This window comes from Stutzerimonas kunmingensis, assembly GCF_900114065.1.
In the GTDB taxonomy this organism is placed as follows: domain Bacteria; phylum Pseudomonadota; class Gammaproteobacteria; order Pseudomonadales; family Pseudomonadaceae; genus Stutzerimonas; species Stutzerimonas kunmingensis.
In genome coordinates this window covers 356,695-379,861 of the sequence record NZ_FORS01000001.1, presented here as the reverse complement: position 1 = coordinate 379,861, position 23,167 = coordinate 356,695, and the positions used below count along the sequence as shown (strand labels likewise).

General features: G+C 61.0%; 23 protein-coding genes and 1 pseudogene. 22 read left to right on the top strand and 2 right to left on the bottom strand.

Features of this window, described 5'->3' with window-relative positions:
- Nucleotides 1–334: 334 nt before the first annotated feature.
- Nucleotides 335–556 (bottom strand): helix-turn-helix domain-containing protein, encoded by a 222-nt coding sequence (locus BM275_RS01890; protein ID WP_041106964.1) that lies wholly within the window; start codon nt 554–556, stop codon nt 335–337.
- Nucleotides 557–660: 104 nt separating this feature from the next.
- On the opposite strand from BM275_RS01890, the gene BM275_RS01885 reads away from it, so the two are divergent.
- From BM275_RS01885 to BM275_RS01860, 6 genes are all read left to right on the top strand, one after another.
- The gene (locus tag BM275_RS01885; RefSeq protein ID WP_090519114.1) at nt 661–1,251 is read left to right on the top strand and encodes a hypothetical protein; all 591 of its coding nucleotides are present in this window, start codon (nt 661–663) and stop codon (nt 1,249–1,251) included.
- The gene (locus BM275_RS01880; protein WP_090519113.1) at nt 1,248–2,648 is read left to right on the top strand and encodes a DEAD/DEAH box helicase; all 1,401 of its coding nucleotides are present in this window, start codon (nt 1,248–1,250) and stop codon (nt 2,646–2,648) included. The genes BM275_RS01885 and BM275_RS01880 overlap by 4 nt, the downstream gene beginning before the upstream one ends.
- Before the next feature lie 90 nt (nt 2,649–2,738).
- On the top strand, nt 2,739–3,041 hold the full coding sequence (locus BM275_RS01875) for a hypothetical protein (protein WP_090519112.1): 303 nt from the start codon (nt 2,739–2,741) through the stop codon (nt 3,039–3,041).
- Nucleotides 3,041–3,250: an antitoxin Xre/MbcA/ParS toxin-binding domain-containing protein gene (locus tag BM275_RS22595; RefSeq protein ID WP_090519111.1), complete on the top strand. Its 210-nt coding sequence runs from the start codon at nt 3,041–3,043 to the stop codon at nt 3,248–3,250. Before BM275_RS01875 ends, BM275_RS22595 begins: the two co-directional genes overlap by 1 nt.
- 81 nt (nt 3,251–3,331) lie before the next feature.
- Entirely contained in the window at nt 3,332–3,553 is a 222-nt protein-coding gene (locus BM275_RS22370) for a BPSL0761 family protein (protein ID WP_090519110.1), read from the top strand.
- Nucleotides 3,554–3,796: 243 nt separating this feature from the next.
- A complete protein-coding gene (locus tag BM275_RS01860; protein WP_244153833.1) occupies nt 3,797–4,999 on the top strand; it encodes a Fic family protein in 1,203 nt (400 codons plus the stop codon).
- A gap of 185 nt (nt 5,000–5,184) precedes the next feature.
- Here BM275_RS01860 and BM275_RS01855 read toward each other — a convergent pair whose 3' ends face one another.
- Nucleotides 5,185–5,742 (bottom strand): TetR/AcrR family transcriptional regulator, encoded by a 558-nt coding sequence (locus BM275_RS01855; protein WP_090519109.1) that lies wholly within the window; start codon nt 5,740–5,742, stop codon nt 5,185–5,187.
- Between the two features lie 179 nt (nt 5,743–5,921).
- Here BM275_RS01855 and tmexC point away from each other — a divergent pair, with 179 nt between their 5' ends.
- The 16 genes and pseudogenes from tmexC (at nt 5,922) to BM275_RS01775 (ending at nt 23,102) form a co-directional block, all read left to right on the top strand.
- Nucleotides 5,922–7,085, top strand: a complete 1,164-nt coding sequence (gene tmexC / locus BM275_RS01850) for a multidrug efflux RND transporter periplasmic adaptor subunit TMexC (protein WP_090519108.1) — start codon at nt 5,922–5,924, stop codon at nt 7,083–7,085.
- 15 nt (nt 7,086–7,100) lie between these two features.
- On the top strand, nt 7,101–10,235 hold the full coding sequence (tmexD, locus tag BM275_RS01845; RefSeq protein ID WP_090519107.1) for a multidrug efflux RND transporter permease subunit TMexD: 3,135 nt from the start codon (nt 7,101–7,103) through the stop codon (nt 10,233–10,235).
- Nucleotides 10,236–10,239: 4 nt separating this feature from the next.
- Complete coding sequence (gene toprJ, locus BM275_RS01840) at nt 10,240–11,673, top strand: multidrug efflux transporter outer membrane subunit TOprJ (protein WP_090519106.1); 1,434 nt, start codon at nt 10,240–10,242, stop codon at nt 11,671–11,673.
- A 734-nt stretch (nt 11,674–12,407) separates the two neighbouring features.
- Nucleotides 12,408–13,301, top strand: coding sequence for a tRNA 2-thiocytidine(32) synthetase TtcA (gene ttcA, locus BM275_RS01835; protein ID WP_090519105.1), 894 nt, complete (start codon nt 12,408–12,410; stop codon nt 13,299–13,301).
- Between the two features lie 167 nt (nt 13,302–13,468).
- A pseudogene (gene ttcA, locus BM275_RS01830) lies at nt 13,469–14,170 on the top strand (tRNA 2-thiocytidine(32) synthetase TtcA); the annotation flags it as partial.
- Nucleotides 14,171–14,662: 492 nt separating this feature from the next.
- Nucleotides 14,663–15,739, top strand: a complete 1,077-nt coding sequence (locus tag BM275_RS01825) for a 3-deoxy-7-phosphoheptulonate synthase (RefSeq protein ID WP_090519104.1) — start codon at nt 14,663–14,665, stop codon at nt 15,737–15,739.
- A 307-nt stretch (nt 15,740–16,046) separates the two neighbouring features.
- Entirely contained in the window at nt 16,047–16,718 is a 672-nt protein-coding gene (locus tag BM275_RS01820) for a DNA-3-methyladenine glycosylase I (protein WP_090519103.1), read from the top strand.
- A 58-nt stretch (nt 16,719–16,776) separates the two neighbouring features.
- Nucleotides 16,777–17,145: a DUF2946 domain-containing protein gene (locus BM275_RS01815; RefSeq protein WP_090519102.1), complete on the top strand. Its 369-nt coding sequence runs from the start codon at nt 16,777–16,779 to the stop codon at nt 17,143–17,145.
- 105 nt (nt 17,146–17,250) lie between these two features.
- On the top strand, nt 17,251–17,805 hold the full coding sequence (locus BM275_RS01810; protein WP_014819712.1) for a putative natural product biosynthesis protein: 555 nt from the start codon (nt 17,251–17,253) through the stop codon (nt 17,803–17,805).
- Nucleotides 17,806–18,127: 322 nt separating this feature from the next.
- Nucleotides 18,128–18,307, top strand: coding sequence for a cytochrome oxidase putative small subunit CydP (gene cydP, locus BM275_RS01805; RefSeq protein WP_044314967.1), 180 nt, complete (start codon nt 18,128–18,130; stop codon nt 18,305–18,307).
- Entirely contained in the window at nt 18,304–19,917 is a 1,614-nt protein-coding gene (locus tag BM275_RS01800) for a cytochrome ubiquinol oxidase subunit I (protein ID WP_090519101.1), read from the top strand. Before cydP ends, BM275_RS01800 begins: the two co-directional genes overlap by 4 nt.
- A 12-nt stretch (nt 19,918–19,929) precedes the next feature.
- Nucleotides 19,930–21,072 carry a cytochrome d ubiquinol oxidase subunit II gene (gene cydB, locus BM275_RS01795; protein WP_090519100.1) on the top strand — a complete coding sequence of 381 codons (1,143 nt, stop codon included), beginning with the start codon at nt 19,930–19,932 and terminating at the stop codon, nt 21,070–21,072.
- A gap of 45 nt (nt 21,073–21,117) precedes the next feature.
- The gene (gene cydX / locus BM275_RS01790; protein WP_003297956.1) at nt 21,118–21,222 is read left to right on the top strand and encodes a cytochrome bd-I oxidase subunit CydX; all 105 of its coding nucleotides are present in this window, start codon (nt 21,118–21,120) and stop codon (nt 21,220–21,222) included.
- A complete protein-coding gene (locus tag BM275_RS01785) occupies nt 21,219–21,515 on the top strand; it encodes a cyd operon YbgE family protein (RefSeq protein ID WP_090519099.1) in 297 nt (98 codons plus the stop codon). Before cydX ends, BM275_RS01785 begins: the two co-directional genes overlap by 4 nt.
- A 122-nt stretch (nt 21,516–21,637) precedes the next feature.
- The gene (locus BM275_RS01780; RefSeq protein WP_090519098.1) at nt 21,638–22,402 is read left to right on the top strand and encodes an NAD-dependent deacylase; all 765 of its coding nucleotides are present in this window, start codon (nt 21,638–21,640) and stop codon (nt 22,400–22,402) included.
- A 67-nt stretch (nt 22,403–22,469) separates the two neighbouring features.
- Nucleotides 22,470–23,102, top strand: a complete 633-nt coding sequence (locus BM275_RS01775) for a C40 family peptidase (protein WP_003297953.1) — start codon at nt 22,470–22,472, stop codon at nt 23,100–23,102.
- The last annotated feature ends 65 nt before the right edge of the window (nt 23,103–23,167 follow it).

Sequence of the window (23,167 nt, the reverse complement as noted above, 5' to 3'; positions counted from 1 at the left end):
GGCGATTTTAGCCGCTAAAATTTTGGTAATAGCTACATCCCCCTGCCGGCACATGCTGCTCTGTTGGCTTGGCGTCAGCATCGGCAACTCAGCTCTGTTCAGCAGAACTGGCGTATGCCTAATGCCATCCGCAGCGACAGCCGAGTGCCCTGACCCAGTGACCGGGAAATCAACCACTACACGATGCCGGGTGATGATAAAGGAAGGCGCTTCTGTAATGCGAAAAAGCCGCAGACTTCCAAGTGTTGTCTGCAGTTGCAGGGGCCATCCGAGAGCGAAGTTCGGCCCAGACTTGTCAGGCCTTCTTGAACACCGCTCTCGATCAGGCGCGGAGCTACAGCTCTGACAACTGAGGCAGAAGGCAGGATGGATCGCAAGCGAGCTCGCTTGCGATCCGATACAGCTTCTCGACGGTGATGTTTACTTCGCCACGCTCGATTCGCCCCATATAGCTACGGTCCATACTGCAGGCCAGCGCTAGAGCATCCTGAGAAATCCGGCAAGCCTTTCTCTGCGTCCGGATGCGTTCCCCTAACGCCTTCGCCAACTTATCCATGACCGTCTCAATTCCACTTGAGGCGGCACTATCGTGTGTTTACGGATATAGGGGCCACGGATTATAATCCGCATTTCTGCTGCGTTGACTCTTCTGGTGCCTCAATGAAATCGGCCTCGTTTACCTTCGACAGGCGTCTGTACGAGCTGCTTCAGGAGGAGGGGCGTGCAAGGTTTACGACGCGTGAACTGCGTGATGCCTATGCTGCTCGTCTGAAGGGCACACATTTCCGTATCGCCGATGTGCGCCGCTACGTGTACGAGCAGATTCGGCGATTAGTGCGCGCGGGCTGGGTTGTGCTGGATGAGGATCGTCGTGTTCGAGGACAGGTCTACCACCTGCAGCCGATTCCGGTACATCTGCAACTAGAACTGATAGACAACGCTTTTGAGAACAGCCTTATGGCTGCCGGAGTGCCCGAACCAGATACGACAGTACGCGACGTGGAAACTTTGCCGCTTAAGTCGTCAGCCAATACGGATTTGCAGTTGGAGGCGCTCCACAAGGAAATCCGCTTGGACTTTCTCACTTCAATGGGCGAGGCAGAGCGATTCAAACTGCTGCTAGACGAGATGCCGCATTTACGGGACAAGGTTGAAGGTGATTACCTGGAAGCAAGGGATCGCAGTTCTCGCCTCCTGGGGCATTTGCGCGCCATCGAAAAGACCCTCAAAACGCTCGCTGCACCACGATGAGCAGCTCGCTACGGAGCTGGCAGAACAGCTGCATCACCAAAGCGTTGGAGCACTTCAACGTCACGCCGCACTTCTTTTGCCAGGCAACACCGGGAGCCGGAAAGACGCGCATGGCTGCAGAATTGGCCAGCCGACTGCTTGAGCAGGACAGAATTGATTTGGTGCTGTGCTTTGCGCCGTCCTGCCAGGTCGTGGAGGGTTTTCGTTCGACCTTTGCGGCTGTGCTAGGCAGGCGTCTCGACGGCCAGATAGGTGCCGTGGGCGCGGCTTATACCTATCAGGCCATGGAATACCGTGATGAGGGATTCTGGCAGCTTCTTGATGACTATCGGGTGTTCGTGGTCTTCGATGAGATCCACCATTGCGCCGGCCACGATCCGCTGCTCAGCAATGTCTGGGGGCAGCAGATACTGCATCGGATACAGGATCGGGCTGCCTTCACATTGGCCCTTTCTGGCACGCCCTGGCGTTCAGACGATAAGGCCATCGCCCTGGCGCGCTATTCATCGCCCGAAGGGCATCTGATCTGCGATTACCGTTATGGCTTGAAAGACGCCATTGCCGACGGCGTGTGCCGATCTCCTCGCATTGTGTTGCTCGACAATCAGAAGGTGAAACTTACGGAAGAATTGGGTGCTGATAGCTCTGTTAGGCTGTTTCCCAGCATCGCCAAACTGTTGGGCGAGTCACCTGTCACCTATGAGGAACTACTGCGCCATGATGAGGTGATCAACCCAATCCTCGACCTTGGCTGCAGCAAGCTGAACGAGTTACGCCAGATCAAGCCTGATGCCGCCGGTTTGGTGGTGGCCACCGATATCGAACACGCCCAGCAAATTGCACTGGCTCTGGATGAAATGGGTGAAGAGTGCCGCATCGTGACCAACAAAACCCCGGATGCGCAGCAAGTGATCAATACATTCCGCAGCCACACCTGCCGCTGGATTGTCGCCGTCGGAATGATCAGCGAAGGCACCGACATTCCCCGCCTGCAAGTGTGCTGCTATCTCAGCCGTATTCGCACCGAACTGCACTACCGGCAAGTGCTGGGACGGGTATTACGGCGCAAAGGTGAGACCGACGATCAGGCCTGGCTTTTTATGCTGGCGGAGCCAACGCTTCAGGGCTTTGCGAAGCGAATTGCGGATGACTTACCGGATGATCTGGCTGTTTTAAGCGATGCCCATATGCCTGGTTTAACCCCAGGCTCCCGGCCAGAACCGGTGGTGGCTTTGGAGCATGCAGAAAGTATCGGAGATGCAGGGTTGGGTAGTGTAGAACCTGGTACTGGGTCGCAGGCTACGAACATTATTTCGCTGGGTGGCTTTGCAATTGAGCCCGCTTACCAGGTCAGCTTTTCCCAGCATTACCGGCAGCAACTACTGGCTTGTTTTTGATGCTCACCCAGTCGAAGCTCATCAAACGATATCGGTGTGCATGAATCCACAACCGGCCGGTGCTGCCTGGAACGTAATCGAGAGGTGCGTATGGAGATTAAGTCGCAGGCATTGGTCGATGTCGTTGAAGATGTTATCTGCGACGTGTGCAGTTCTGGAACGCGAGTTCCCGGCTATGGCCTCCAACACGGCAAGCTTGAAGTCCAATGGGGATATGGCTCGCAGCATGACGGCGAGCACTACCGGGTGCATCTCTGCGAGCCCTGTTTTTTCAGAGTGCTGAGTGGATTGCGTCGGGAGCGCATGGTCAATGGCATGTTCGATGATGATCAGCCGTTTTCCTCTGAGGATTTTGGCTTGGTCAGCAAGGGTAACTACTGGGAAAAGAGCTGATGTCTGAATCAGGGGTTGCTGAGCGCCTTGAGCAGGTCGAAGCGCTTGCTATTGAGGTATTCGGAAGCCGTGCTACCGCTTTGGCATGGCTAGCATCCCCCAATTTTGCCTTGGATGGGAGGACACCCCATTCTTTATGCACCACCATTCTTGGCGCGCTCCAAGTGCGTCGGTTGTTGCTCAGCATCGAATACGGCGGGGTTTTATAAGTTGAGAAGGCTGAGCGGTTCGACCAGGCGCCTGCTGGCCCCAATCAGCTTGGGTTTAGATCAGTATTTGGAGGACTTGGTATGACTATGCCACATGAGCGCACTAGGGCTGTAATCCATACCGGAGCTTTTTTGATCGAACTGTCTCGTAATGCTGAATTGCCGGAGGATGTCAGATCCAGTGCAAAGCATCTGTTGCGCCACTACCCGAGCGCTGGTGAAGTTCTTCTGGCCGGGAAAGGCGAAGAGTTCCTAGCAAGCACTACATGCTGGTCGAATGTGTTCAGCTCCAGCGTCGAGTGATTTCTTCCGAGTTCCGCCGGCCATTGCTGTGTGTAAAGAGCAGGTCATCCCTACCAGGCGAATTCCCCAAGTCTGCAAGGCTTCACATCGGGCAGTTGAGTGGAGAACTAAATCGTCGCTTTATTCGAAATAAAATGAGAAAAATATTCCCTTGTGATTGGTGCGTGAGTAGCCTGTAAGCAAAGCATAGAAAGGGTTTAGCAGTCCTGATAAATCAGAAAATAAATCAGAAAATTGAAAGCCATGAACGATCAGCTCATCAGAGGCATCCATTGGCTTGAGCCCATTGTTCCCGCCTATCCCGGGTACCCGACTGATGTGTTGGAGCTGGCTGACTCACTGCCTTTTCTGGCTGGACAGCTTGCAGGCTCGGTAGCGCCCGAGACTGCCAAGCGTCTTGGCAAGCTGATGCGCCTGACCAACAGCTACTACAGCAACCTGATTGAAGGTCACTACACCGAGCCTGCAGAGCTTTCTCAACGTATCAAGCGTAGGGAGGCCAAAGAGCTCGGCCTTCTGGCAATTACGCATATCCAGGCGCAGGAAGCCTTTGAACGAGTACTTGATCGTCGCAGCAGTGAAATCACGTGGAGCGATATGTTCGGAGTGAATCTCTTGAAGTCCCTCCATCGCAGGTTTTTTGAGGGAGCGAAGGACGCTCACCTCAGAGTAAATGAGGGCCGTCTGATGACACCCGGCCGACTTCGTGATGAGTCGCAAAAAGATGTGGTTGTTGGTGGGCATTACGCACCAGTCTGGGAGTCTGTGACGCCGATGCTGAACCGACTGCAGCAGGTTTACGGCAGTGCAAATGACCCGCGCTCACAGTTGCTGGCGAGCATGGCTTATCACCATCGGCTGGCGTTCGTGCACCCATTCGAGGACGGCAATGGTCGTGTTGTCCGGATGGCAACGCACCTGCAACTGACGAGAGTCGGTTTGGGCTCATCTCTGTGGTCCATCTCACGGGGCCTGGCCCGTAAGCGGGGCGAGTATTACGCGCGCCTCAGTGCAGCCGATCAGGGCCGCCGGGGCGACTTGGATGGGCGTGGGCAGCTGACCCAAGCCGGGTTGGTTGAGTTTGTACGCTTCATGCTTTCGGTATGTAAGGACCAGATTCAGTTCACGCGTGAGGCTATGGCAATGCCAGTCCTGCGCGAACGGCTGGCACGAATTATCCAATTCGAACCTCGCTTCATCCATGCAGGCATCAAGCCTGAGGGCGCACGTGCCTTATACCTACTGATTATTCAGGGGGAGGTGCCGCGTGCCGACTTCAAAGCGTACTTCAACCTGCACGACAAGACGGCGGCCAATCAACTCAGGGAACTGCTACTGCTTGGGGTGGTAGAAGCACCGTCACCCAAATCTCGCGACCTTTATCCTGGCTTCCCAGTATGGTTCGCTCAACTGCTCTTCCCGGATTTACACCGGCGATTCCAGTAGCAGCCTTTTTGTTGAGTGCTGACACGGCTACTGCCAAAAATCGTAGGCGGTTGTGCTTCACGCGCCCACTAGAGTGCGCGCATTCGGTAGATATTTTACGGAGGTAGAGCCTGGGCTGTTCGGCTGCGACCGGCCAAAAACGGACACCGCCAACCCGTTGGAAAAAAACTGAGCGTTGCTTTCCGTTAAGTTTGGTAGTTGCAAGCCCCGTTCAGGAAGAATTGCTCGATCAACGCCGCCATACCTGCGCGTGCGATACGGCCGCGGCGCTCGGCGTCTACCAGGCCGAAGATCAAGGAGGAGAAGATTTCGGTAAGCGCCGGGGCACCGATATCGATACGGAATACGCCCAGTTTTTGCCCGCGGAGAAAGAACTCGTCCAGCGTTTCCGAGTAAGGCAGCCATCGGCAGCCGCCTGCATCTAAATCAAACGTGTCCGGGCGCCACTGGAATGAGAGGAATACCAACAACTCCCTGTGAATCAAATGGCCTTCGATCAGACGATGCAATGCGTCCAAGGGCGCCGCCTCAAGATCGGCATCGGCAATGACCCTATAAATAACCACCGAACCATGATTCAGAAGCATCTCGATCAGGTTGTCGCGGGTGCCGCAAAACCTGTTGAGCGTCGCCTTGCTGACCCCCGCTGCCTGGGCTATTTCTTTGAACGTGGCTCGCGGGTGGTCAACGATGGCGATCGCCAGGGCCTTCAGCAATTTCTCATCGGCAGCAGTTAAATCCATCGGTCACTCTTTATCTATCGCGGGCAGATGCGGGTATTTTGCCTAGAACACTCATTTTTCTCAAAGAGGATACTAGCTTTGTTCACACCAAAATCAAATGAGTCAATATTGACTCATTTAATTTTTGCGTGGATCATGCGCGGCTTCGACTACGTACTGGCTTCGCGCTTGGGTGAGATATGAACAAATTCCGCGAATGGATCACTTTTTCCGTGATCTCCTATTTGATCGCCGTGACCCTGGTTGGCTGCGACAAGCCCGAAGAGCAACGGGAAGAGGCGCCAGCGCGTGAAGTCGATGTGCTCAGCGTGAAGACCGAGCCCTTCACAGTGTTCGCCGAGCTACCAGGGCGCATCGAGCCGGTGCGTGTCGCCGAGGTGCGCGCGCGGGTGGCGGGGATCGTGCTCAAGCGCACCTTCGAGGAAGGGGCCGACGTGAAGGCCGGTGACGTGCTGTTCCAGATCGACCCTGCGCCGTTCAAGGCGGCCCTGTCGCGGGCGCAAGGTGAACTGGCTCGCGCCGAGGCGCAGCTGTTCCAGGCTCAGGCGATGGTTCGCCGTTACGAACCACTGGTGAAGATCGACGCCGTCAGCCAGCAGGATTTCGACAACGCCAAGGCCGCTCTGCAGAGCGCCCAGGCCGACAAGCGCTCGGCCCAGGCCAATGTCGAAACTGCCCGCCTGGACCTGGGTTATGCCGAGGTTCGCGCCCCCATCGCCGGGCGTATCGGTCGCGCCCAGGTCACCGAAGGGGCTCTGGTAGGCCAGGGCGAAGCCACGCTGCTGGCACGTATCCAGCAACTCGATCCGGTGTACGCCGACTTCACCCAGCCTGCTGCCGATGCCCTGCGCCTGCGCGCGGCAATCGCCGAGGGCAAGGTTGCCGGTGCGAGCGACCAGCCGCTGTCGCTGCGTGTCGACGGTACCGATATCGAGCGCAAGGGCACGCTGCTGTTCACCGATATCTCGGTGGATCGCAGCACCGGGCAGATCGCCCTGCGAGGCCAGTTCGACAACCCCGAGGGCGTGCTGCTGCCGGGTATGTACGTGCGTGTGCGCACACCGCAAGGGCTCGACCAGAACGCCATCCTGGTGCCGCAACGTGCCGTGCAGCGTTCGGCTGACGGCCAGGCCAGCGTGATGCTGCTGGGGGAGGGCGATACCGTCGAGGCGCGCCAGGTCACCACCGGTGCCATGCAGGGCTCGCGCTGGCAAATCAGCGAGGGCCTGCAGGTCGGCGACAAGGTGATCACCAGCTCGCTGGCGGCTATCCGTCCGGGCGCCAAGGTCATCCCCCGCGAGCAAGATGCCGCCGAAGCCGCTCCACAGTCCCAGGCGCAGTAAGCCGGAGAACCTCTCATGTCCCTGTTTTTCATCCGGCGCCCCAATTTCGCCTGGGTAGTCGCCCTGTTCATCTCGCTGGGTGGCCTGCTGGCCATCCCGTTCCTGCCGGTGGCGCAGTACCCCAACGTGGCGCCGCCGCAGATCACCGTGACCGCCACCTATCCCGGCGCTTCGGCGCAGGTGCTCACCGACTCGGTGACCAGCGTCATCGAGGAAGAACTCAACGGCGCCAAGAACCTGCTGTACTTCGAGTCCACCAGCAACGCCAACGGCATCGCCGAGATCACCGTCACCTTCCAGCCAGGGACCGACCCCGAACTGGCCCAGGTTGACGTGCAGAACCGTCTGAAGAAGGCCGAGGCACGCATGCCGCAGGCCGTGCTGACGCTCGGCATCCAGACCGAGCAGGCCACCGCCGGCTTCCTGCTGATCTATACGCTGAGCTACACCGATGGCGACAAGGACGCCAACGTCACGGCGCTGGCCGATTACGCCGCGCGCAACATCAACAACGAAATCCGTCGCGTGAACGGCGTCGGCAAGCTGCAGTTCTTCGCCTCCGAGGCGGCCATGCGCGTGTGGATCGATCCGCAGAAGCTGGTCGGCTACGGCCTATCCATCGATGACGTGAACAACGCCATCCGCGCGCAGAACGTGCAGGTGCCGGCCGGTGCCTTCGGCAGCACGCCGGGTTCCAGCGAGCAGGAGCTGACGGCGACCCTGGCGGTCAAGGGTACCCTGGACAACCCGCAGGAATTCGCCGCCATCGTGCTGCGTGCCAACCAGGACGGCTCGCGCCTGACCCTGGGCGACGTGGCGCGCATCGAGGTCGGCAGCCAGGACTACAACTTCGGCTCGCGCCAGGACGGCAAGCCCGCCGTTGCCGCCGCCGTGCAGCTGTCGCCCGGTGCCAACGCGATCCAGACCGCCGAGGCGGTCAAGCAGCGTCTGACCGAGCTGTCGGCCAACTTCCCGGACAACGTCGAGTTCTCCGTGCCGTACGACACCTCGCGCTTCGTCGACGTGGCGATCGACAAGGTCATCATGACCCTCATCGAGGCCATGGTGCTGGTGTTCCTGGTGATGTTCCTGTTCCTGCAGAACGTGCGCTACACCCTGATCCCGTCCATCGTCGTGCCGGTGTGTCTGCTCGGTACGCTGACCTTCATGTACCTGCTTGGCTTCTCGGTGAACATGATGACCATGTTCGGCATGGTGCTGGCCATCGGCATCCTGGTGGACGACGCCATCGTGGTGGTGGAGAACGTCGAGCGGATCATGGCCGAGGAAGGCCTGGCGCCGGTGCCGGCGACCATCAAGGCGATGGGGCAGGTGTCCGGGGCGATCATCGGTATCACCCTGGTGCTGTCGGCGGTGTTCCTGCCGCTGGCCTTCATGGCCGGCTCGGTGGGGGTGATCTACCAGCAGTTCTCGCTGTCGCTGGCGGTGTCGATCCTGTTCTCGGGCTTCCTCGCGCTGACCTTCACCCCGGCGCTGTGCGCCACGCTGCTCAAACCGATCCCCGAAGGCCATCACGAGAAGACCGGTTTCTTCGGCTGGTTCAACCGCAAGTTCACCGCCCTGACCGGCCGCTACACCAAACTCAACGGCAAGCTGGTGCCGCGCGCCGGGCGGGTGATGTTCATCTACCTGGGCGTGGTGGTGCTGATGGGTTTCTTCTACCTGCGCCTGCCGGAATCCTTCGTGCCGGTGGAAGACCAGGGCTACATGATCGTCGACATCCAGTTGCCGCCAGGCGCCACCCGTGAGCGCACCTCGGCCACGGGTGAGGAGCTGGAAGAGTTTCTGATGGCCCGCGAGGCCGTGCAGACGTCCTTCCTGGTCCTCGGCTTCAGCTTCTCCGGCATGGGTGAGAACGCGGCCATTGCCTTCCCGCTGCTCAAGGACTGGTCCGAGCGAGATTCTTCGCAGTCGCCGGAAGCCGAGTCGGCTGCGGTCAACCAGCACTTCGCCAACCTCGATGACGGCGCGATCATGGCGGTGCCGCCACCGCCGGTCGAAGGCCTGGGCAACTCGGGTGGTTTCGCCCTGCGCCTGCAGGACCGCGCCGGCCTTGGCCGCGATGCCCTGTTGGCAGCGCGCGATGAAGTGCTGGGCAAGGTCAACGGCAATCCGAAGTTCCTCTACGCCATGATGGAAGGTCTGGCCGAGGCGCCGCAGCTGCGCCTGGTGATCGACCGTGAGCAGGCGCGCACGCTGGGAGTCAGCTTCGAAGCGATCAGCAGCGCGCTGTCCACTGCGTTCGGCTCGTCGGTGATCAACGACTTCGCCAACGCCGGCCGCCAGCAGCGCGTGGTGGTACAGGCCGAACAGGCCGAGCGCATGACACCGGAAAGCGTCCTGCGCCTGCATGTGCCCAACGACAGCGGCAGCCTGGTACCGCTGAGTGCTTTCGTCACCACGAGCTGGGAAGAAGGCCCGGTGCAGGTCGCGCGTTACAACGGTTACCCGTCGATCCGCATTGCCGGTGACGCCGCGCCCGGCGTGAGCACTGGCGAGGCGATGCTCGAACTGGAGCGCATCGCTGCCGAGCTGCCCGAAGGTATCGGTTACGAGTGGACCGGGCTGTCGTATCAGGAGCGGGTCGCCAGCGGGCAGGCGACGATGCTGTTCGCCCTGGCCATCACCGTGGTGTTCCTGCTGCTGGTGGCGCTCTACGAGAGCTGGGCGATCCCGCTGACGGTGATGCTGATCGTGCCGGTCGGCGCACTCGGCGCGGTACTGGCGGTGACTGCTATCGGCCTGCCCAACGACGTGTACTTCAAGGTCGGCCTGATCACCGTGATCGGCCTGGCGGCGAAGAACGCCATTCTCATCGTCGAGTTCGCCAAGGACCTGTGGGAAGACGGCTACTCGCTGCGCGATGCTGCTGTCGAAGCCGCGCGCCTGCGTTTCCGCCCGATCATCATGACCTCCATGGCGTTCATGCTCGGCGTGGTGCCGCTGGCCATCGCCACTGGCGCCGGCGCTGCGAGCCAGCGCGCACTGGGCACCGGGGTGCTGGGCGGGATGCTCAGCGCGACCATGCTCGGGGTGATCTTCGTGCCGATCTTCTTCGTCTGGGTGCTGTCGCTGCTGCGCACCAAACCTCAGCAAACCGACAACCATCCCCTGCATAAAGCGGAGTAATGCGATGACCTCTCACTTCATGCTCCGTCGCGCTCTGCTGCCCCTGGCCATCGCCGCCCTGGCGGGTTGTTCGCTGGCCCCGACCTACGAGCGCCCGCAGGCACCGGTCGCGTCGCACTGGCAAGCCGCCGACGCGGAGGGCACCCGTGCCCAGGCGCTGGACTGGCAGACCTTCATCGTCGATGCCGACCTGCGCCGCGCGGTGGATACGGCGCTGAGCAACAACCGCAGCCTGCGCCAGGCGCTGCTGGATATCGAAGCTGCGCGTGCCCAGTACCGCATCCAGCGTGCTGATCGCCTGCCTTCGATCAACGCCAATGCCAGCGGCAACCGCCAGCGCCTGCCTGCCGATCTGTCGCAGACCGGGCGCTCGGAAGTGACCAGCAACTATCAGGTCGGCCTCGGCCTCGCGGAGTACGAAGTCGACCTGTTCGGCCGCGTGCGCAGCCTCTCCGAGGCCGCGCTGGAGACCTACCTGGCGACCGAGGAGGCGACCCGTGCCACGCAGATCAGCCTGGTTGCCGAGGTCATCCAGGCCTACCTGACCCGCGATGGTGCGCTACGCCGCATGGCCCTGGTCGAACAAACCCTGGACAGCCGCCTGGCCTCGCTGGAGCTGGTCAGCCAGCGCCGTGCAGCGGGGGCCGCCACCGCCCTGGATTACCAGGAAGCGGTCGGCCTTGCCGAACAGGCGAGGGCCGAGCGCGAGAGCACCGAACGCCAGCTACGCCAGGCGGACAACGCCCTGGTCCTGTTGCTCGGCACGCCAGATGCCACTCGCCTGCTGCCCGCGACGCCCCGCGACGACCTGATGGTGCTGCAGGACATCGCCCCCGGCACCAGCTCGGAACTGATCGAACGGCGCCCGGACATTCTCGCCAGCGAGCACCGCCTCAAGGCGCGCAATGCCGATATCGGTGCAGCTCGCGCCGCGTTCTTTCCCCGGATCAGCCTGACCGGTTCGGTGGGCAGCTCCAGTGCCGAGTTGTCCGGGTTGTTCGATGGCGGCTCGCGGGCCTGGAGCTTTGCCCCGACGCTGTCGCTGCCGATCTTCGCCGGTGGCCGCAACCGCGCCAACCTGGACCTCGCTGAAGTGCGCCAGGACGCGGCGGTGGTCGACTACGAAGGCACCATCCAGACCGCCTTCCGCGAAGTCGCCGATGCCCTGGCCGCCACTGACACCCTGCGCCGCGAAGAGGGGGCTCGGCGGGCGCTCGCCGACAGCAGCGAACAGGCGCTCAAGCTGGCCCAGGCCCGTTATGAAGGCGGTGTGGACGACTACCTGCGTTATCTTGACGCCCAGCGCAGCACCTTTAGCAACCAGACCACACTAATTCAAATCAGCACGGAACGGCAGATTGCGCTGGTTGACCTGTTCAGGTCTCTGGGCGGTGGCTGGGGCCAAACTGAACCGATGGCCGGGATCGGCGCTGAGTGAGCAAAGCCAGGAGTCCTGCATCCGAAGACCGGACTCTGGCTCCATCACCGGTGAGCTACTGGTCATCGACGGGGCAATCGCCTGATCGAGAATAAGACTGTCTGACGACTGGCAGCCCTATGGATTATTGGTGGCAGCAGCTAACGGCTCTATAAAGAGCTGCAAAAAATCACTGTAACGCATGATTGACTGACTGCTTCTGGCCGTCTCCAGCCTGATACGTCAGGCTAGTTTCCCATTTAGCTATGGTGGGTATGGCATGACGAAGATTGACATTGCCGCGATCGAGGCTGCGTTGAAGGCTTGATCTCTACCGCCTGAATCCAGCCCAAATGAATGATGCCTGCCTGTCGCCATACGCGTTTCTGAGGCTGCTGCGGCCCCTCCGCGTGACTTGCAGAGTTCCGTGCTGTCATCCTCCTCTGTTGCGCCTCAGTCAAGCTGAATGCAATCGTTGGTCAGCCGCTTCTATAAAACGCAAGCATGATCTTGTTATGATATAGGTGGGATCAAACATCGGCAGATGTTACTGCTGTATAGATTTAATTAAGGGTGTATGTCGTATATTAAGTGCCTGGCCTCAATCTTGTGCTTTGCCTTGGATTATTTCTGCATCCGATTTTGGTAGTGTCTAGCTATCTCATTCCTTTGCAAGTAGTGCGGGATATTGCAAGGTAGGTCGTGTCTTTAAAGTGGGTTGATTTTTTAAATATTTTGATCGGAAGATGGTATCTATGATGATGGGTGAACAAGCATCTCAGATTAACAAGGCTGCGGAACTTCGTCGCAAAAAACTGCGCGGCAATGTGGGCAAGGCTGTTGTAGATTACAAAATGATCGAAGATGGCGACAAAGTTATGGCCTGCGTAAGTGGTGGCAAAGATTCATTCGTAATGCTTGACGCTTTGCTGCACTTGCAAAGAGTTGCACAAATAAAATTCAGTGTTATCGCGGTAAATCTGGATCAGAAGCAACCTGGCTTTCCGGAGCATATATTGCCTGAGTTTTTTGAGGCTAAAGGGATTGATTATTATATAATTGACAAGGATACTTATTCTGTTGTCAAGAGTAAGATTCCAGAAGGTAAGACTACTTGTTCTCTTTGCTCTAGGCTCAGAAGAGGCACGCTTTATAGTTTTGCCGAGGAAATTGGGGCTACTAAATTAGCACTTGGTCACCATATGGATGACATGGTTGAAACTTTGTTTCTTAACATGTTCTTCCAGGCGCAAATGAAAGGGATGCCTCCTAAGCTTCTTAGCGACGACAAGAGAAATATAGTTATCCGGCCGCTCGCCTACTGTCGCGAGAAAGATATAGCAAAGGTCGCTGCCGATAGCGCATATCCAATTATCCCGTGTAATCTCTGCGGCTCGCAGGAGAATTTGCAGAGGAAAAAAATCAAGTCGATGATTGCGGAGTGGGATTCAGTAAATCCTGGCTGCGTAGAAAATATTTTTCACAGCTTACAAAACGTAAGTCCTTCCCAGTTAGCTGATCGCAGTCTCTTCGACTTTATAGATCTATCCATTGATAGATCGGATGCTCGGCCGCCCTACGAATTCGAAGCAGCCTCGGTTTCATCATCCAGTGTGGAAGGCCGGATTGATGTCGTTCGGATTTTGTAAAGGTTGAAAGTGGTTTTTTGGGGGGGATTAGGGTTTTTGGAGATCAAGAAGGTACTAAATTTACATTTTTTCATTTTTCTGTAAACCGCGTTTCTCACTTAAATTATTTAAAATCAATTGGTTGCGATTATGGATTTACTGAATCCTATGGTTTCCTTGAGCTATAAGGCAAAGACAGCTACACCATGCTCGATGTGCTGCTCTATCTGCAGAAGGTCGCGCCGATCAAGTTCGAGGTGGTCGCCGTCAACATGGACCAGAAGCAGCCAGGCTTCCCCGAGCACGTGCTGCCCGAGTACCTGAAGTCCATCGGCGTCGAGTACCACATCATCGAGAAGGACACCTACTCGGTGGTGAAGGAGAAGATTCCGGAAGGCAAGACCACCTGCTCGCTGTGCTCACGTCTGCGCCGCGGCACGCTGTACACCTTCGCCGACGAGATCGGCGCGACCAAGATGGCGCTCGGGCATCATCGCGACGACATCCTGGAAACGTTCTTCCTCAACATGTTCTACGGCGGCACGCTGAAGGCCATGCCGCCCAAGCTGCTCTCCGACGATGGACGCAACGTGGTGATTCGCCCGCTGGCCTACTGCAACGAGGCGGACATCGAGGCGTACTCGCAGATGAAGGGGTTTCCGATCATCCCTTGCAACCTCTGTGGTTCGCAGGAAAATCTGCAGCGTCAGGTGGTCAAGGAAATGCTGCAGGAATGGGAGCGCAAGTCGCCAGGGCGCACCGAGATCATGTTCCGCGCGCTGCAGAATGTGGTGCCTTCGCAGCTGGCCGACCGCAACCTGTTTGATTTCAAGAGCCTGCGTATCGATGACAGCGCCACGCCGCGCTTCGTCGATGTGATGAGCCTGTAATCGGGCGCACCCGGCCGAGCCAGCCACTTTCTTTTGCCGTGCCGGTTGAAAGCCACAGTCCCGGCAGAGTATGGTTCGGTCATCTTCTGGAGATCAGCATGTCCCTGAACCCTGTAGCCCTGAACGTTGTCGATGCCGGTGCCATTCGCGCCGTGGTCGCTCGTGGGCAGCAGGTTGCAGCCGCTGGTTATTACTTTGGGTATTGGTTTAGCCACAGGCGCGCCTGATACCCCACAGGCGCCCTAGCAAGCAGGGTCGCCACCAGAGCAGTTTTCGAACCCCCGGTCGGCCACCCGACCGGGGGTTTTGTTTTTTCGGCCACGCGATGGCCCAACGCAACGAGGAACACGCAATGACCACTTACCGCACCGACCGTTATTACCGCTACGACTGGCGATTTAGCCGCTTCGACGCCGAACACAAAGCACGCGAACGAACACCCGACTAGCGCCGCCGTGGACCACCCGCGCCGGCAGAAGGAACCGCCAGATCATGAATGCATCCGCCACCGTACTTGCCCAACAACCCGTCGCCACCGCCGAGGCCAGCGTCGCCCGCCGCAGCGCGCAGCCGCTGCCCAGCCCCGCGGTATTGCGCCAGCGTCTGCCTTTGAACGACGCCCTTGCCGCACGCATCCATAACGACCGCAACGCCATCCGCGCCGTGCTCGACAGTCGTGATCCGCGCCTGCTGGTCGTCGTTGGGCCCTGTTCCCTGCACGATCCTGTCGCCGCGCTCGAGTACGCCGAGCGTCTCGCCGCGCTTGCGCCTGACGTCAGCGATCAGCTGCTGCTGGTGATGCGCGCCTATGTGGAAAAACCGCGTACCACCGTCGGCTGGAAAGGCCTGGTCTACGACCCGCATCTGGACGGCAGTGGCAACATGGCTGAGGGGCTGCACCTGTCGCGCCGCCTGATGCTGGATATTCTCGAAACCGGTCTGCCGATTGCCACCGAACTACTGCAGCCGCTGGCTGCCGGGTACTTCGACGATCTGCTGGGCTGGGCCGCGATTGGCGCGCGCACCAGCGAGTCGCAGATCCATCGCGAGCTGGTCAGCGGGCTGGACCTGCCGGTGGGCTTCAAGAATGGCACCGATGGCGGCCTGGGCATCGCTTGCGACGCCATGCGTTCAGCGGAACATCCACACCAGCACTTCGGCATCGACGATCTCGGCCATCCGGCACTGCTGCAGACGCGCGGTAATCCGGATACCCATCTGGTCCTGCGTGGCGGCCACGGCGCACCCAACTACGACGCGGCCAGTGTCGCTGCTGCCCGTCGTGCGCTGGAAAAGCAGGGGATCGCTCCGCGCATCATGGTCGATTGCAGCCACGCCAACAGTGGCAAGGACCCACTGCGCCAGCCCGCGGTGCTGGAGTCGGTGATCGAGCAGCGCCTGGCTGGCGACATGAGTCTGCGTGGCGTCATGCTGGAGAGCCATCTGTTCGATGGTTGCCAGCCGCTGTCCGGCGAGCTGCGCTACGGCGTGTCGATCACCGACGGCTGCCTGGGTTGGACGGCGACCGAGCAGATGCTGCGTCAGGCGGCGCAGCGGCTGCGCGGCTGATACCGAGAGCCCGCTGCACGTCTGAGCCGGCTCGCACGCAAACGACGTTCTGCTCGTAGGGTGGACAACGTGAAGCTTGTCCACCGTCTGCGCCTGGCGTCAGGGCAATGGGACGCGTACCAAGCGGTGCCACCCGGCCTGCGCCGGCTTCACAGCGGCAGCGGGCTTGCCCGCGAATATTCGTCCAGACCAGCCTGCGCGAACGCCACCCGACCGCTGCCGCCCAGCTGCGTCGATGGCGGCGGACTTGCGAGGCCGGCTCGTCACCGGCACCCTGTGCCGCTGCCGTCACCATCGGATCTGAACCATGCAAGACTACAAATGGCTGCACGAATACTGCCTCAACCGCTTCGGCTCGGCCGCGGCGCTGGAGGCCCGCCTGCCGCAGCCCCACAGCGCCGACCAACTGCGCAGCGTTTCGGGTGACCGCTACCTCTCGCTGATCAGCCTGCGCATTTTCCGCGCTGGCCTCAAGCACAGCCTAGTGGATGCAAAGTGGCCGGCGTTCGAGCAGGCGTTCTTCGGCTTCGACCCGGAAAAGGTCGTGCTGATGGGCGGTGAGCACATCGAACGATTGATGCAGGACACCCGGCTGATCCGCCATCTCGGCAAGCTCAAGAGCGTGCCGCGTAACGCGCAGTTCGTGCTCGATGTGGCGAAAGAGAAGGGCAGCTTCGGCAACCTGCTGGCCGATTGGCCGAGCGGCGACATCGTCGGCCTGTGGCGCTACCTGACCAGGCACGGCAGCCAGCTCGGCGGATTGTCGGCGCCGCGCCTGTTGCGCATGGCCGGCAAGGACACCTTCGTCCCCAGCAATGACGTAGTAGCCGCGCTCAAGGCGCAGGAAATCGTCGACAAGGTTCCCAGCAGCCAGCGTGACCAGGCTGCGGTGCAGGCTGCGTTCAATCAGTGGCAGAGCGAGAGTGGCCGTCCGCTGTGTCAGCTCTCGGCGATGCTGGCGTTCACCGTTAACCACTGAGGCCGCTGCGACGGTTTGGCGCAGCGCCGTCCAGAGGCGTGCGGTGTAAAGTCCAAACATGACCATCGTCAAAGACAAGCGTGCGCAGATCGTATGGGTGCTCTTCACCTGCATCCTGCTCAATGCCTTTGTCTGCAGTCTGAACCACGCCACCCATGTGGGCTTCGGTCTGGCCATGGGGCAGGACGCATTCTGCGTCACCGGCAATGATGGCGGCGTAGGCCTCGACGCGCTCCCCTCCGATTTACATGACCTGTCGCAGCATGCCCTCGACTGCCCACTGTGCAGTTCGGTTTTCCTCGCCATCGTCGCACTGTTCGCCTTGGCCTGGCTGGGGCGGCGCACGACAGGGGCGACTCCGCTACCGCTGATTGAGCGTCATGGCCCGCGCCACCACTGGCCGGCACTGAATCCGCGCGCGCCCTGAAATTTCCTGATTGACGTGATTCGCCGTCCTTCCGCCCGTAGCAGCGGACGAGACGGCTACCTGTCGGAGCCTTCCGACGGCCCAGTCGATTCAGGGGATTTCACCATGACCATGATGGAACGATTCACCCGCGCCGATAGCCGCGTGAGCTATCGGCTGCCTTTTCCCGACTACCCCAGCAACGCCCGCAGCTTCGTGCATCTGGATGCCAAGTTGCTGCCGTACTGGCATGCGCTGTTCGATGTCTGCCCGCGGCTGCTCAAGCTTGACCCGCCAGAGGGACTGGAGATCTTTCGTCAGTTCATGACCTGGGCCTACGGCTGCCAGCTGGCGCTGGACTGGACCTTCCACCTCGGCGTCTGCCGCTGGTTGCTGGCCTCCGACTACCGCGAGCTGGTCGAGCCGGAGCATATCGAGGCCATGATGCTCGCCGCCGCAGCGCGTTGGGTCGCCAGCGATGACAGCCCGGCAATCGGCATCGTGCTCGGCTGGCGAGGCGACAGCGAGCATGTATTCGACTGGAAGCCACGGGTGCGCCAGGGCGGCCGCCCGCTCGCCGCCGAGGCGGAGGAGCTGCCGCCGGCGCCCTGGGACTTCGCCTGGAGCCCGCTCTCGAGCACGGCCGGCAACGGGTTTCGCCGCTGGCTGCGTGTGCCATGACTGCGACAGGGCGCCGCAGTGTGGCGATCGCGTCGCGCCTGACCCGGCGTCGCTCGCCGGTGTCACTGCTTGTTTGGAGCGCAGCGCCGCTCTGGCACAGATTGCCGCGAGTGGGTGGGGCAGGCTGTCGCAGTTGCCCGCTTGCAGGGTGCGCCGGACACTTTGTCTGCCTCGAACCAGAGCAGCTTCCACGGGTGGTTCGGGGCGCCGCGATTGAGTCCAGGCGTCGCGCCCGGATGTCGGCCCTCACCCCAAGGGGGCCTTCAATCGCAACATGCTGTCGGAGCGCCTGGCGCTCGGGCGGTCACGCAAGGAGGTAGGCATGTTCAAGTCATCGCTCAGGCGAGACGTCGTGCTGGTAGTGCTGGCCAAGGTCGCGATCCTCATGATCATAAAAAACGTCTGGTTCGATGCCCCCAGCATTCCCGAGAACGGTTCGGTGCGCGTTGCCGACCATTTGCTTGATTCGCGGGGTTTGATCCCCGAGGGAGGGCCGAGATGATCTCGGAAAGCGTTGTCGATCTATCACGCCTGCAGTTCGCCATGACGGCGATGTATCACTTTCTCTTCGTGCCGTTGACCCTGGGGCTGGCGTTCCTGCTGGCGATCATGGAGTCGGTCTACGTGATGACCGGCAAGCAGGTCTATCAGGACATGACCAAGTTCTGGGGCAAGCTGTTCGGCATCAACTTCGCTCTGGGGGTCACCACCGGACTGACCATGGAATTCCAGTTCGGTACCAACTGGGCCTACTACAGCCACTACGTCGGAGACATCTTCGGCGCGCCGCTGGCCATCGAGGGGTTGATGGCGTTCTTCCTCGAATCCACCTTCATCGGCCTGTTCTTCTTCGGCTGGGACCGGCTCTCCAAGGTGCAGCACCTGGCGGTGACCTGGCTGGTGGCGCTGGGCTCGAATCTCTCGGCGCTTTGGATCCTCATCGCCAACGGCTGGATGCAAAACCCGGTGGGCTCTGAGTTCAACTTTGAGACCATGCGCATGGAGCTGGTGGACTTCGGAGCGCTGCTGTTCAACCCGGTGGCGCAGGTCAAGTTCGTCCACACCGTGTCCGCGGGTTATGTCACCGGGGCGATCTTCGTGCTGGCGATTTCTTCCTTCTATCTACTGAAGAAGCGCGACCTGGGCTTTGCCCGCCGTTCGTTCGCCATCGCCGCGGTGTTCGGCCTGGCGTCGACGATCTCGGTGATCATTCTTGGCGACGAATCCGGCTACGAGATTGGTGACGTGCAGAAAGTCAAGCTGGCGGCCATCGAGGCCGAGTGGGACACCCATCCGGCGCCGGCCGGCTTCACCCTGTTCGGCCTGCCCAATCAGCAGGAGATGCGCACCGATTACGAAGTGAAGATCCCCTACGCACTGGGACTGATCGCCACGCGCTCGCTGGATGAGGAGATCAAGGGCATCAAGCAGCTGGTCGCCGAGCATGAGCTGCGCATCCGCAACGGCATGCTCGCCTACGAGCGACTGCAGGTGCTGCGTAGCGGCGACAAGTCGGCCGAGGCCATCGCCGCGTTCAATGAGGTCAAGCAGGACTTGGGCTACGGGCTGCTGCTGAAGAAGTACACCGCCGATGTGGTTGATGCCAGCGAGGAGCAGATCAAGCTCGCCGCGCTGGACACTATCCCCAATGTGTTCAGCCTGTTCTGGACCTTTCGCGTGATGGTCGCCGCCGGCTTTCTGATGTTGCTGCTGTTTGCCCTGGCGAGCTGGGCATCGATCAAGCGCAATGCCGAGACAAAGCCCTGGTTGCTCAAGTTCGCACTGTTCAGCCTGCCGTTGCCGTGGATCGCCGCGCAGACCGGTTGGTACGTCGCCGAGCATGGCCGTCAGCCCTGGTCGATCGCCGAGGTACTGCCGACCCATCTGTCCACCTCGACGCTGGCGGCGGGCGATATCTGGGGCTCGCTGATCGCCCTGGTGGCCTTCTACAGCCTCCTGCTGGTGATCGAGATGTTCCTGATGATCCGCTTCGCCCGCCTTGGGCCGAGCAGTCTGCACACCGGTCGTTATCACTTCGAACGGGACGTACGTGAAGCACTGGTGGCGTCGGCGCAGCCGAGCGGCCTGTCTTCCCAACCTGGCAGCGTCTGAGGGAGATACGAGATGTTCGATTACGAAGTGCTCAAGCTCATCTGGTGGGTGCTGATCGGCGTGTTGCTGATCGGCTTCGCCCTGACCGATGGCTTCGACATGGGCGCCATGGCACTGATGCCCTTCGTCGGCAAGACCGACAACGAGCGACGCGTGGCGATCAACACCATCGCGCCACACTGGGATGGCAACCAGGTGTGGTTCATCACCGCCGGTGGTGCGCTGTTCGCTGCCTGGCCGATGGTCTATGCGGTGGCATTTTCCGGCCTGTACTGGGCGATGCTGCTGGTCCTGTTCGCGCTGTTCTGCCGCCCGGTGGGCTTCGACTATCGCAGCAAGGTGGAAGACCCGCGCTGGCGCAGCGCCTGGGACTGGGCGCTGTTCGTTGGCGGCGCGGTGCCGGCGCTGGTGTTCGGCGTGGCCTTCGGCAACCTGTTCCTCGGCCTGCCGTTCCAGCTGGACGAGCTGATGCGCTCGACCTACCAGGGCTCGTTCTTCGCGCTGCTCAACCCGTTCGCGCTGCTCTGCGGCATCGTCAGCCTGAGCATGCTCAGCGCCCACGGTGGCGCCTGGCTGATGCTGCGCACCGACGGCGCGCTGGCTGAGCGCTCGCGGCAGGCCACGCGCCTGTGCGTGCTGGTGTTCCTGTTCGGCTTCGTCGCGGCGGGTGTCTGGCTGGCGCTGGGCATTCAGGGCTTCAGTCAGCTGTCGGTCAGCGATCCGGGCGCCGCGCTCAATCCGCTGCTGGACAAGCAGGTGGCCCAGGACAATGTCGGCTGGTTGGCCAACTACGGCCTCTATCCGGTCACCTTGATCGCGCCGGCCGCGGGCATCCTCGGGGCGTTGCTGGCGCTGCTCGGTTCCAGTCGCAACAGCGGCGGGGTGAGCTTCGTCGGAACCAGTCTGATGATCGTCGGCAGCATCTGTACCGCGGGCTTTGCGCTGTTTCCCTTCGTCTTCCCGTCGAGCCTCGATCCGGCCTCGAGCCTGACCATCTGGGATGCGGTCTCAAGTCAGAAGACGCTGGGCATCATGTTCGTTGTGGCCTGCATCTTCGTGCCGCTGATCCTCTGCTACACGCTGTGGAGCTACGGGCGCATGTGGGGCCGGCTCACCCAGAAAACCATCGAAGCCAACCCCCACGGGCTGTACTGACCGCGCGGGCGGGCCGCCGCGCCCGCCCGCCAAGGAGAGACGACTATGTGGTACTTCACCTGGATTCTCGGCGTGCTGCTGGCCAGCAGCTTCGGCATCATCAATGCGCTGTGGCTGGAAGCCACTCAGGACCTGGACGCCGAGCCGTGAGCAGTCGCGCGCAGGGGCGCTGCTACGGCGCGTTCGGTCGCGTACTTTCTTTAGTGCTGGCCGCGCCGCTGGCGCTGGTCCTGCTGATCCATCCGGCGGCGATGCTGGACGGGCAGGGAGGCTACAGTCACCCGCAGCTGATGCTGGTGATGTGGGGTATTTCCGCCGGCTTCGTGCATGGCGTCGGCTTCGTGCCGCAATGGTGGGGCTGGCGCTGGCTGCTCGGCCCGCTGCCGGCCTGGCTGTTGTGTGCTTTGGGCTACGCGGTGCTTTTTCAGGCCCTGCTGGGCTGAGCGGGGGCGAATGCCTTTGCAGTCAGGCGCGGCGATTCGTAGGCTAATGGCCGTGGTCGCGACGCGGCCATCGGCTCCCCGCACGATCGGGGGAGTGCCACCGAAACGGGTTCGCGACATTCATGGATATCATCAAGGCCGCCCAGGCGCTGAGCGGCGCCGAACGCATTCTGATCATCACCGGGGCCGGGCTGTCGGCCGACTCCGGGTTGCCCACCTACCGTGGCCTCGGCGGCCTCTATAACGGCGAAACCGAAGACGGCCTGCCGATCGAGGTGGCGCTATCCGGGCCGACGCTGCGGCGTGATCCGGCGTTGTGCTGGAAGTACCTGGCCGAAATCGGCCGGGCCTGCCTGCAGGCCGAACCCAATGCCGGCCACGTCGCCATCGCCGAGCTGCAGCGGCGCAAATCCGGCGCCTGGGTGCTCACGCAGAACATCGATGGCTTCCACCGCCGAGCCGGCAGTCCGCCCGATCGCTTGATCGAGATTCACGGTCAGCTGGCGCCGCTGTCGTGCATGGGCTGCGGCAAGGTCGACGGACGTCCACTGCCTTCGCTGCTGGATCAGCCATTGCCGCCGCGTTGCCTGACTTGCGACGGGGTGTTGCGTCCTGCCGTGGTGCTGTTCGAGGAGATGCTGCCGGAATCGGCCCTCACAGCGTTGCAGCAACAGGTGCAGGTCGGCTTCGACGCCGTGCTGGTGGTTGGAACCACCGCCAGCTTCGGCTACATCCTCGAGCCGGTATGGCGGGTGCGTCAGGCCGGCGGCTCCGTCGTCGAGGTGAATCTGCAACCCACCGAGATCAGCCCGCTGGCGGACGTGCTTCTGCAGGGAAGGGCCGCGGACGTTTTGTCGCAGCTGGTTCGTCACATTTCGTCCGATTGAATTTGATCATCGAAGCGATAGAGGGCATAGTCGCCGGCACTTTGAAATCACCGACACGGCTGTGCCCATGCGCCAACGCTTCGCACCCCTCGTGCCTCTCGCACTTATCGCCCTGCTGACCGCCTGCGCCGGCCAGCCTGTACAGACCGAGCAGCAAGCCGACGCGCCTCGTCTGTCGCAACACCATCCCCTGGCCGGATTCGACTTCGACGCGCTCGAAAAGAGCGAAGAGCAGTCGCTGGCAGAGCTTACCGATGAGCACGACTACCAGCTGCCGCAGCTGGCTGACAGCATTCTCGAGCGCGGCTTCACCCTGGTCGGTACTCCGTATCGCTACGGTGGCAGCTCCGTGAAGAGCGGTTTCGACTGCAGCGGCTTCGTCGGCTTCCTGTTCCGCAAGGAGGCAGGTCTCGAGCTGCCGCGCTCCACTCGCGAGCTGATCAACCTCGACGCACCGGTGGTCAAGCGCAACGAGCTGGAACCCGGTGACGTGGTGTTCTTCAACAACCGTGGCCGTGGCCGGGTCAGCCACGCCGGCATCTACATCGGCGATGACCAGTTCATCCACGCCTCCAGCAGCCGCAGCGGTGGAGTGCGCGTCGACAGCCTGGATGACCGTTACTGGCGCGCCAGCTACATGGAAGCAAAACGCGTGCTGGCCCTGGCGTCCGATCTGGTTCCGCACACAGCCCAGCACTGATCCCGCGACCTGCGGGGGTTGCGTCTTCCCGCACATGCCGGCAGAGTGATGGCTCATTTGCCTGG